General features: G+C 73.9%; 8 protein-coding genes. 4 read left to right on the plus strand and 4 right to left on the minus strand.

Annotation, left to right across the window (positions count from 1 at the left end; translation table 11 throughout):
* From CWIS_RS07360 to CWIS_RS07370, 3 genes are all read right to left on the minus strand, one after another.
* A partial coding sequence (locus CWIS_RS07360) for a MazG nucleotide pyrophosphohydrolase domain-containing protein (protein ID WP_304413437.1) occupies nt 1–340 on the minus strand: 340 nt, incomplete at its 3' end.
* Nucleotides 313–852 carry a hypothetical protein gene (locus CWIS_RS07365; RefSeq protein WP_048342617.1) on the minus strand — a complete coding sequence of 180 codons (540 nt, stop codon included), beginning with the start codon at nt 850–852 and terminating at the stop codon, nt 313–315. The genes CWIS_RS07365 and CWIS_RS07360, both read right to left, overlap by 28 nt.
* 113 nt (nt 853–965) lie before the next feature.
* Nucleotides 966–2414 carry an XRE family transcriptional regulator gene (locus tag CWIS_RS07370; protein ID WP_141371397.1) on the minus strand — a complete coding sequence of 483 codons (1449 nt, stop codon included), beginning with the start codon at nt 2412–2414 and terminating at the stop codon, nt 966–968.
* Between the two features lie 151 nt (nt 2415–2565).
* On the opposite strand from CWIS_RS07370, the gene CWIS_RS07375 reads away from it, so the two are divergent.
* Together CWIS_RS07375 and CWIS_RS07380 are read left to right on the plus strand one after the other, a co-directional pair.
* Nucleotides 2566–4413: a phosphoenolpyruvate carboxykinase (GTP) gene (locus CWIS_RS07375; protein WP_048342619.1), complete on the plus strand. Its 1848-nt coding sequence runs from the start codon at nt 2566–2568 to the stop codon at nt 4411–4413.
* Between the two features lie 224 nt (nt 4414–4637).
* Entirely contained in the window at nt 4638–5486 is an 849-nt protein-coding gene (locus CWIS_RS07380; RefSeq protein WP_229747253.1) for a hydrolase, read from the plus strand.
* A gap of 74 nt (nt 5487–5560) precedes the next feature.
* Here the strand turns inward: CWIS_RS07380 and CWIS_RS07385 are convergent, their stop codons facing one another.
* Nucleotides 5561–7132 carry a helix-turn-helix domain-containing protein gene (locus CWIS_RS07385; protein WP_231583720.1) on the minus strand — a complete coding sequence of 524 codons (1572 nt, stop codon included), beginning with the start codon at nt 7130–7132 and terminating at the stop codon, nt 5561–5563.
* A gap of 150 nt (nt 7133–7282) precedes the next feature.
* On the opposite strand from CWIS_RS07385, the gene aceA reads away from it, so the two are divergent.
* Together aceA and aceB are read left to right on the plus strand one after the other, a co-directional pair.
* Nucleotides 7283–8611: an isocitrate lyase gene (aceA, locus tag CWIS_RS07390; protein WP_048342621.1), complete on the plus strand. Its 1329-nt coding sequence runs from the start codon at nt 7283–7285 to the stop codon at nt 8609–8611.
* A 155-nt stretch (nt 8612–8766) separates the two neighbouring features.
* Nucleotides 8767–10434, plus strand: a complete 1668-nt coding sequence (aceB, locus tag CWIS_RS07395) for a malate synthase A (RefSeq protein WP_156186586.1) — start codon at nt 8767–8769, stop codon at nt 10432–10434.
* Nucleotides 10435–10451: the final 17 nt, after the last annotated feature.

A 10451-nucleotide genomic window follows, 5' to 3' on the forward strand; every position in this document is an offset into this window, starting at 1 on the left:
GCCGCCGGACGAGCTTCGCGACGAGGTCGCCCGCCACGTCCTGCACGTCGAACGGGTCGTCGGCGTGCTCGCGGGCGACGCGCGCGTGGAAGACGACCTGCAGCAGCAGGTCGCCCAGCTCCTCGCGCAGGCCGGCGCGGTCGTCGTGCTCGATCGCCTCGACGAGCTCGTACGCCTCCTCGAGCGCGTACGGCGCGAGGGACGCGTGGGTCTGCTCGGCGTCCCACGGGCAGCCGCCGGGCGAGCGCAGGCGGTCCATGATCGCGACGAGCTCGGCCAGGTGGTCGCGCTCGTCGCGCGGCGGCGTCCCGGTCAGGACTCGCCCGCCCCGACCACCCACGGCCGCACGGCCGGCGCGTCGATGTTCGCGTCCTCGAGGAGCGTGCCGAAGCGCGGGTTGACCTCGATGTCGAGCTCGGCGATGCGGTCGCTGAACTGCTGCGCGAGCTCGGGGGCGTTCGGCGCGTCCTGCAGCGCGCCGCTGGCCTGCACGTAGCGGGCCACGGCGAGCGTCGAGGGGGCGAGGTCGTCGGGCAGCGTGACACCCGCGGCCTGCGACGCCGAGTCGAGCAGGTCCTGCGCCTGGGCCGTCGAGACGCCCACGCCGTTCTCCGCCGCGATCGCGGAGATCGTGGGCTCCTGGATGAGCACCGAGGTCACGGTCTGGGTGCTGACACCCTGGAACAGCCCGCCGAGCTGCTCGACCGCGACCCGCACGTCCGAGGCCGGGATCGCGCGCCCGTCGACGACCGCGGCCGCGCCGGGCGTCCCGGAGCACGCGCCGAGCGCGGCTGCGGCGGCCAGCGCCCCACCCGCGAGCAGCGCGGTGCGCGACCACGTGCGTGCCGGCACCCGGCCCGTCCCGCGAACCGTCGTCCGACCCGTCGTGCGCCTGCTGGTGAGCACCTGACCTCCTGCGTCCTCGCTCGTCGATCGGCGCCATCGTAGGCCCACCGGCTGCGGGTTCACGCACCGTCCGGTCGCTGCGCGTGCCGGTCGAGGAACGCGTACATCTCCGCGGCGTCCACGCCGGGGAACAGTCCCGCGGGCAGCGGGGCGAACACGTGCTGGTGGATGCGCGCGCTCGGCCACGACTGCTCCTCCCACCGCGCGGCCACCGCCGGGTCCGGCCGGCGGCAGCACGCCTCGTCGGGGCACGTGCTGCGACGACGGACCTGCGTGTCCCGTCCCCGGAACCACTTGGCGGACGCGAACGGCACGCCGACCGCGAGCGCGAACCGCCCCGTGGGCGCGACGCCCGGCTGCGTCGAGCACCAGAACGTGCCCGCGGGCGTGTCCGTGTACTGGTAGGACTCGGTCGCATGGTCGCGGCGCGACAGCGCCTCGCGCACGCCCCACCGCCGGCACACGACCTGCCCCTCGATCGCCCCCGTGACGTCGGCGGGCAGCGGCAGGCCGTCGTTCGCGTACGCGCGGTAGATCGAGCCGTCCTCGTTGATCCGCAGGAAGTGCACGCGGATGTCGAGGTGGTGGGTCGCGAGCGACGTGAAGCGCTGCGCGGCCGCCTCGTGCGTGACCCCGAACGCGTCGCGGAAGTCCTCGATCGCGAGCTCGCGCTGCCTCTTGCGCGCCGCAAGGAACTCGACCGCCGCCGACTGCGGCATGAGGGCCGCCGAGGCGAAGTACGTGGTCTCCATGCGCTGCCGCAGGAACGCCTCGTACGACGCGGGCCGGCCGTGCCCGAGCACGCGGTGCGCCATGGCCTGCAGCGCGAGCGAGCGCAGCCCGTGCCCGCCGGGGGTCGAGGCGGGCGGCAGGTAGATCCGGCCGTTCTCGAGGTCGGTCACGGTGCGGGTCGATCGCGGCAGGTCGTCGACGTGCCGGATCTCGAGCCCGAGGCGCTCGGCCATGCGCCACACCGTGCGGTGGGTGAGGGCACCTGAGGTGTAGCCGGCGTCGCGCGCCATGCGCTCGGCGAGCACCTCGAGCTCGGGGAAGTGGTTGTCGCGCGCCTGGCGCGCCAGCCGCAGCGCGGTGTTGGCGCGGCGCGCCTCCTCGGGGGTGGCGATCGCCTCCTGCTCGCGGCGCGCGAGCTCGTGGTGCAGCCCGACGAGCTGTTCGAGCACCGGCGTGGGCAGCGTGCGCCCGGGGCGGACCTGCGGCAGGCCGAGGCGCAGGAACGCGCTCGAGCGCTGCGCCTGCTCGAGCTCGATCTCGAGCCCGGCGCGCCGCGTGGGCGGTTCGGGGTCGACGAGCTCGTTGAGCGTGACGCCGAGCGCGGCGGCCAGCTCGCGCAGGAGGGTCAGCCGGGGCTCACGGCGGCCGTTCTCGACGAGCGAGAGCATGCTCGAGGTCACGCCGACCTGCGCCCCGAGCGCCTCGAGCGTGAGCCCGCGCGCGGTGCGCAGGTGCCGGATGCGCCGCCCGGTCGTGAGCGAGTCGTCGGAAGCCACGGTCCTCACCGTACGTCAAGAATGCCGAAACTTGACGGCGCTGCTGGCGCGCATGGGAGCGGTTCGTTGACAGACGATCGAGATGCGGGCTCGTCCACCGGGCTCGCACGCACACCGAGAAGCCGTCCGGGAACCTGTCCAGGAGCCGTCCATGACCGCCACGTCCGTCCGCGTCCCCCACCTGCCGACCGTCGAGCCCGGCCGGCCGCTCGACCCCTACGCGTGGGTCGAGGAGGTCGCTGCGCTCACCGAGCCGGACGCGGTGGTCTGGTGCGACGGCTCCGACGCCGAGCGCGACGCGCTGATCGCGGGCATGGTCCGCACCGGCACGCTCCTGCCCCTGGACCCCGAGCTGCGCCCGCGCTCCTACCTCGCCAGGTCCGACCCCGACGACGTCGCGCGCGTCGAGTCCCGCACGTTCATCTGCTCGGACACCGCCGACGAGGCCGGCCCGACCAACAACTGGCGCGAGCCCGCGGTCATGCGCGCCGAGCTCGCGGGTGCCTTCGCCGGCGCCATGCGGGGCCGCACCATGTACGTCGTCCCGTTCTCGATGGGACCCGTCGGCAGCCCGCTCGCGCAGCTCGGCATCGAGATCACCGACTCGCCGTACGTCGTGGTGAGCATGGGCGTGATGACCCGCGTCGGCACCGGGGCGCTCGACCTCATCGTCGCGGGCGCACCGTTCGTCCCCGCGGTGCACTCCGTGGGTGCGCCGCTGACCTCGTCGGACGAGGACGTGCCCTGGCCCTGCAACCGGACCAAGTACATCTCGCACTTCCCCACGACGCGCGAGATCTGGTCGTACGGCTCCGGCTACGGCGGCAACGCGCTGCTGGGCAAGAAGTGCTTCGCGCTGCGGATCGCGTCCGTGATCGGGCGCGACGAGGGGTGGCTCGCCGAGCACATGCTGCTCGTGCGCGTCACCTCCCCGCAGGGCCGCCGCTACCACGTGGCCGCCGCGTTCCCCTCGGCGTGCGGCAAGACGAACTTCGCGATGCTCGCCCCCACGCTGCCGGGCTGGAGCGTCGAGACCCTCGGCGACGACATCGCCTGGCTGCGGCCCGGCGACGACGGGCGGCTGTGGGCGATCAACCCCGAGGCCGGGTTCTTCGGCGTCGCGCCCGGGACCGGCGTCGAGACCAACCCGACCGCGGTGGCGATGCTCGCGAGCGACGTCATCTTCACCAACGTCGCGCTCACCGACGACGGCGACGTCTGGTGGGAGGGCCTGACCCCGACCGCGCCCGAGCACCTCACCGACTGGACCGGGCAGTCGTGGACCCCGTCGTCCGGCCGACCCGCGGCCCACCCCAACTCGCGCTTCACCGTGGCCGCCGCGCAGTGCCCGACCATCGCCGACTCGTGGGAGGACGGCGCGGGCGTGCCGGTCGACGCGATCGTCTTCGGCGGTCGCCGGGCCACCAACGTGCCGCTCGTGACGCGCGCGTTCGACTGGCAGCACGGCGTGTTCATGGGCGCGACGATCGCGTCCGAGCAGACGGCCGCCGCCGAGGGGACGGTCGGGGAGCTGCGGCGCGACCCGTTCGCGATGCTCCCGTTCTGCGGGTACGACATGGCCGACCACTGGGCGCACTGGCTGCGCGTGGGCGAGACCCTGTCGTCGGCCGGGCGGCCGCTCGTGTTCGGCGTGAACTGGTTCCGCAAGTCCGCGTCGGGCTCGTGGTTGTGGCCCGGGTTCGGGGAGAACTCGCGCGTCCTGGCGTGGATCGTCGGGCAGGTCGAGGCGGCGCGGTCCGGGTCCGACGAGGGTGCCGTGGTTGGTCCGGTCGGGCTGCGACCCGCCCCCGGCGCGCTCGACGTCTCCGGCTTGGGCCTGAGCGACGACGACCTGGCCGAGCTGTTCGCGGTCGACCGCGCCGCGTGGCAGGCCGAGGCCGACCGCACCGAGGAGTTCTTCGCCCAGTTCGGCGACCGCCTCCCGGCCCCGCTGCGCACCCAGCTCGCGGCCCTCCGCCACCGCCTCACCCGCCCCTGACGCCCCACCCACCGCCCGGCCCCGACCCGGCCTGCACCCGACCTGGCCCGAGCTGCCCCGCCAACAACCGACCGCGCCTCCCGCGACGGGTGGACTTCCGCTCGCTGAGGGAGCGCAAGTCCACCCGTTGCCCGTCCGGTCGCCGGGCCCCGCGCTACCAGGGGCGAGCGCGGGGGTCGGGGGTGGGATTGCCCCGTGGGGAGTCGGGCGGGCAGGGTGGACAGGTGGGCGATGGTGGCGTGTTCTGGGTGTGCCGGACGTGCGGGGTCGAGCACGCCGAGCGCGTCGAGGTGTGCGCGATCTGCGCCGACGAGCGGCAGTGGGTGCCCGCCTCCGGGCAGGCGTGGGCGACGCTCGACGAGCTCGCGGCCGAGGGCGTGCACGTCACGACGCACGAGCTCGAGCCGGGCCTGCTCGCGCTCGAGGCGCCGGGGGTCGGGATCGAGCAGCAGGCCAAGCTTCTGACGACCGAGCAGGGCGCGTTGCTGTGGGACCCGCTCGGCTTCGTCGACGACGCGGGTCTGGCGGCGGTCGTGGACGCCGCCGGGTCGAGCCGCACGCTCGTCGTCGCCGCGAGCCACCCGCACATGTTCGGCGTGCAGGTCGAGTGGAGCCGACGCGCGTCGGCCGCCCTGGGGCGGGACGTCCCCGTGCTGGTCAGCGCACCGGACGCCAGCTGGGTCGCGCGGTCCGACGACGCGATCCGGCCGTGGACCGGCGAGCTCGAGGTGCTGCCCGGGGTGGTGCTGAGCCAGCCCGGCGGGCACTTCCCCGGTTCCGCGGTCGCGCACTGGGCGGGCGGTGCCGACGGGCGCGGCGTGCTGCTGTCCGGTGACACGATCTTCGCCAACCCCGACCGCACGTCCGTGAGCTTCATGCGCAGCTACCCCAACCGGATCCCGCTGTCCGGCCAGGTGGCGCTGCGCGTCGCCCAGCACGTCGCTCGTCGCCCTTTCGACCGGCTCTACAACAACTTCGCGGGCGTCATCCCGTCCGACGCCCGCGCGGTCGTCGGACGGTCGGCCGAGCGCCACGCCGCCTGGACCCGCGGCGACCACGACGACCTCACCTGACGCGCGGCGCCCCCACGGCGCTGTGTGGGCGGAGAAGGTGGCGCACGGCGTGACCAGCTCCACCCACGGACGCGTCAGGCCGGGGCGTGGCGGTCCAGGAACTCGTAGACCTCCGTGGTGTCGACGCCCGGGAACACGCCCACCGGGAGCGCGGCGAGCAGGGACGCGTGCGGGCGCGCCGACGGCCACGACGCACCCTCCCACCGCTCGGCGAGCGCCGTCGGGGGCTGACGGCAGCACGACGGGTCCGGGCAGGTGGACTTCGACCGCTCCGTGGTCTCGCGCCCGCGGAACCAGCGCACGTGCGCGAACGGCACCCCCACCGACACCGAGAACGCGCCCTGCGACGAGCTCTGCACGCGTGACGTGCACCAGTACGTGCCCGACGAGGTGTCCGTGTACTGGTAGTACGGCGAGAACCGGTCGGCGAGCGTGAACACCACCCGCGCCGTCCACTGCCGGCACACGGGCTGCCCCTCGATCGCCCCGAGCGGGTCCGACGGGAACGCGACGCCGTCGTTCTCGTAGGCCTTGTGCAGCGTGCCGCCCTCGTGGACCTTCATGAAGTGCACCGGAAGGTCCAGGTGCCGCGTCGCGAGGTTGGTGAACCGGTGCGCGGCGGTCTCGTACGGGACCGCGAACGCGTCCCGCAGGTCCTCCACGGACAGCCGGCGCTCGTCCTTGGCCGCGCGCAGTGCGGCCACCGCGCTGTCCTCCGGGAGCATGAGCGCCGCGGCCAGGTAGTTCGCCTCGACGCGCTGGCGCAGGAAGTCGCGGTAGTCGCGCGGCTCGGTGTGCCCGAGCACGTGGCTCGCGAGCGCCTGCAGCAGCGGCGAGCGCGAGTCGCTGAACGACCGGTCGCCCTGCGGCAGGTAGATCCGGCCGTGCGCGAGGTCCGTGACGGTGCGCGTCGTGTGCGGCAGGTCCGGGACGTAGTGCAGCGTGAAGCCCAGGTGCGCGGCGACGTCCGACGTCGCGCGCTGCGAGAGCGGACCCCCGGTGTGCCCGATCGCGGCGAGCAGGGTGCGCGCGTGGTCCTCGAGCTCCGGGAAGTAGTTGTCGCGCTCGCGCATCTGCGCGCGCAGCTCGGCGTTCGCGCGACGCGCCTCCTCGGGCGTCGCGGCGTGCTCGGTGAGCAGTCGCTCGACCTCGTGCTGCAGCGCGACGATCGCCTCGAGCGCGTCCGACGGCAGCGACTTGCCGACCTTGACCGCGGGCAGCCCGAGCTGGCTGAACAGCGGCCCGCGCTGCGCGCGCTCGAGCTCGACCTCGAGCGCGGCGCGACGGCTGGGCGCCTCGGTGCGCAAGAGCTCGGCCAGCGGCACGTCGAGCGCCTGCGCGATCTGGCCGAGCAGGCTGAGCTTGGGCTCGCGGTGGCCGTTCTCGAGCATCGAGACCTGCGACGGCGCGCGGCCGATCGCCGCGCCGAGGGCGTCGAGCGTCAGGCCGCGCTGCGTGCGCAGGTGCCGGATGCGGCGGCCCAGCACCAGGGTGTCGAGCCCGTCCGACGAGCCCGCGGGCGGCTCGTCGGACCCCGTGCGTGCGCCCGAGCGGCCGAGCGGGCTCGTCGGCCCTGCGCTCGTCGTCCGGCCCGCGCTCGTCGTCCGGCCTGCGCTCGTCGTCGGCCTGGCGCTCGTCGTCGTCATGTGTCCAGGGTCACACTCGGCAGGGATTCTGTCACGCAGAAGTTCGCCGGATCTTCTCTCCAGCAGCGCGGTGAAGAACCGCTCTCCATGCCCAAGTGTGGGTCCCAGGCCGCAAGGGCCGAGAAGAACCACGCAAGCCACGGAGGAGCCATGACCACGCAGACGGACCCGGCGCAGACGCCGGGTCGCCCCCGCACCGGCGACCAGACCACGACGGCCGACGAGCTTGCCACCTCCTGGGAGCTCGACCCGCGCTGGGCCGGCGTCCGCCGCACCCACACCGCGGCCGACGTCGTCGCGCTGCGCGGGTCCGTCCGCGAGGAGCACACGCTCGCCCGCCGCGGCGCCGAGCGGCTGTGGGAGCTGCTGCACTCGCGCACCCACGTCCCGGCGCTCGGCGCGCTCACCGGCAACCAGGCCGTCCAGCAGGTCAAGGCCGGGCTCGAGGCGATCTACCTGTCCGGCTGGCAGGTGGCCGCCGACGCGAACCTGTCGGGCCAGACCTACCCCGACCAGTCGCTCTACCCCGCGAACTCCGTCCCGGCGGTCGTCCGCCGCATCAACAACGCGCTGCTGCGCGCCGACCAGATCGACGTCTCCGAGAACGGCCGCCGGACCCGTGAGTGGCTCGCGCCGATCGTCGCGGACGCCGAGGCCGGGTTCGGCGGGCCCCTGAACGCCTACGAGCTCATGCACTCGATGATCGCCGCGGGCGCCGCTGGAGTGCACTGGGAGGACCAGCTCGCCGCCGAGAAGAAGTGCGGCCACCTGGGCGGCAAGGTGCTCATCCCGACGAGCCAGCACGTGCGGACCTTGTCCGCCGCGCGGCTCGCCGCGGACGTCGCCGGGGTGCCGACCGTGATCGTCGCGCGCACCGACGCGCTCGGCGCCGACCTGCTCACGACCGACGCCGACGAGCGCGACCACCAGTTCCTCACGGGCGAGCGCACCGCCGAGGGGTACTACCGGGTGCAGCCGGGGCTCGACGCGGTCGTCGCGCGGCAGAGGGCGTACGCGCCGTTCGCGGACCTGCTCTGGGTCGAGACCTCCACGCCCGACCTGGGCCTGGCGATCGAGTTCGCGGAGCGGATCCACGACGAGTACCCCGGCAAGCTCCTGGCGTACAACTGCTCGCCGTCGTTCCACTGGCGCCAGCACCTGTCCGACGAGCAGATCGCCCGCTTCCAGCGCGACCTCGCCGGCCACGGCTACGCGTTCCAGTTCATCACCCTCGCGGGCTTCCACGCGCTCAACCACTCGATGTTCGCCCTGGCGCGCGGCTACGCGGAGCGCGGCATGACCGCGTACGTCGAGCTCCAGACCCGCGAGTTCGACTCCGAGCCCGACGGCTACACCGCCACGCGCCACCAGCGCGAGGTCGGCACCGGCTACTTCGACCGCGTCGCCACCGCGATCTCGCCCGACAGCGCCACCCTCGCGCTCGCGGGCTCCACCGAGACGGCCCAGTTCACGCACTGACCCCCGTCGCCGCCACCGGGTCACTCCCGGATCGGCACCTCACCGCACACCCCTGCCCGGTGAGCTCGGCAGTCCCGTCCGACCTCGTGCGTCTGGATGCACGAGGTCGGACGAGACGCACGAGCTCGACCCGCTCGACACCCGAGGGAACCGCCATGACCGTCATCACGCCCCTGGCGAGCCGCACGCTGCTCACCGACCCCTTCTCCCGGCCCCACCTGACCGTGGCCGGCCCCGACACCACCGGCTCGTCGCAGATCCTCACCCCCGAGGCGCTCGACTTCCTGACCGACCTGCACGCGCGCTTCGCGGGCCGCCGGCACGACCTGCTGCTGGCCCGTCAGCACCGCCGCGACCGCTGGTCCAACGGCGCCGACCCCGGCTTCCTGCCGCTCACCGCGGGCATCCGCGCCGACCCGTCGTGGCGCGTCGCGGGTCCCGGGCCGGGGCTGGAGGACCGACGCGTCGAGATCACCGGTCCGACCGACCGCAAGATGACCGTCAACGCGCTCAACTCCGGCGCCAAGGTCTGGCTCGCGGACCACGAGGACGCCATGAGCCCCACGTGGGACAACGTCGTCGGCGGGCAGCTCAACCTGTTCGACGCGATCCGCGGGCAGGTCGACTTCACGTCGTCCGAGGGCAAGGAGTACCGCGTCGGGCCCACGACGCCGACGATCGTGTTCCGTCCGCGCGGCTGGCACCTCACCGAGAAGCACCTCGCGTTCCACGACCGCGCCGGCCAGCGCTCGTCGTCGTCGGCCTCGCTCGTCGACGCCGGGCTGTACCTGTTCCACAACGCCCAGGCGCTGATCGACTCGGGCCGCGGTCCGTACCTCTACCTGCCCAAGCTCGAGGGGCACCTCGAGGCACGGCTGTGGGACGAGGTCTTCCGGTTCACCGAGACCTACCTGGGGCTGCCGCACGGCACCATCCGCGCGACCGTCCTCATCGAGACCATCACGGCCGCGTTCGAGATGGAGGAGATCCTCTACGAGCTGCGCGACCACTGCGCGGGCCTGAACGCCGGGCGCTGGGACTACATCTTCAGCGTCATCAAGAACTTCCGGAACCGTGGCCCGCGGTTCGTCCTGCCCGACCGGTCACGCGTCACCATGACCGTCCCGTTCATGCAGGCGTACACCGACCTGCTCGTCGCGACCTGCCACCGGCGTGGCGCGCAGGCGATCGGCGGGATGAGCGCGTTCATCCCGAACCGCCGCTCGCCGGAGGTCACCGCTCGGGCGCTCGAGCAGGTCCGCGCGGACAAGCAGCGCGAGGCCGGCCAGGGCTTCGACGGCACGTGGGTCGCGCACCCGGACCTGGTGCCCGTCGCGCGGGAGGTGTTCGACGAGGCCCTCGGCGACCGGGTCGACCAGCGGCACCGCCTGCGCGACGACGTCCACGTCACCGCTGCGGAGCTCCTCGACATCCCGTCGGCGGGCGGTGCGCAGCCCGGTGCCGTCACCGACGACGGTCTGCGCGGCAACGTCTCCGTCGCCGTGCGCTACCTGGAGTCGTGGCTGCGCGGGGTCGGCGCGGCGGCGATCGACGACCTCATGGAGGACGCCGCCACCGCGGAGATCTCGCGGTCGCAGGTGTGGCAGTGGGTCCACCAGGAGGTCGTCACCGACTCCGGCACGACGATCACCGCGTCGCACGTCCGCGCGGTCCTGGCCGACGTCCTCGCGTCGCTCCCGCGCTCGCACGACGACCGGTACGACGACGCCGCCGCGCTGTTCGAGCAGGTCGCGCTCGCCGAGGACTTCCCGACCTTCCTCACTGTCCCCGCCTACACCCAGCACCTCGTCGACCACCCCTGACACCCCACCACCCAGCG

The sequence above is a fragment of the Cellulomonas sp. A375-1 genome (assembly GCF_001040865.1).
GTDB lineage: Bacteria > Actinomycetota > Actinomycetes > Actinomycetales > Cellulomonadaceae > Cellulomonas > Cellulomonas gelida.

Coding starts and splice junctions, on each gene's coding strand:
- CWIS_RS07375 (WP_048342619.1), top strand. CDS start 2,566: ATGACCGCCACGTCCGTCCGCGTCCCCCACCTGCCGACCGTCGAGCCC.
- aceA (WP_048342621.1), top strand. CDS start 7,283: ATGACCACGCAGACGGACCCGGCGCAGACGCCGGGTCGCCCCCGCACC.
- aceB (WP_156186586.1), top strand. CDS start 8,767: ATGACCGTCATCACGCCCCTGGCGAGCCGCACGCTGCTCACCGACCCC.
- CWIS_RS07385 (WP_231583720.1), bottom strand. CDS start 7,132: ATGACGACGACGAGCGCCAGGCCGACGACGAGCGCAGGCCGGACGACG.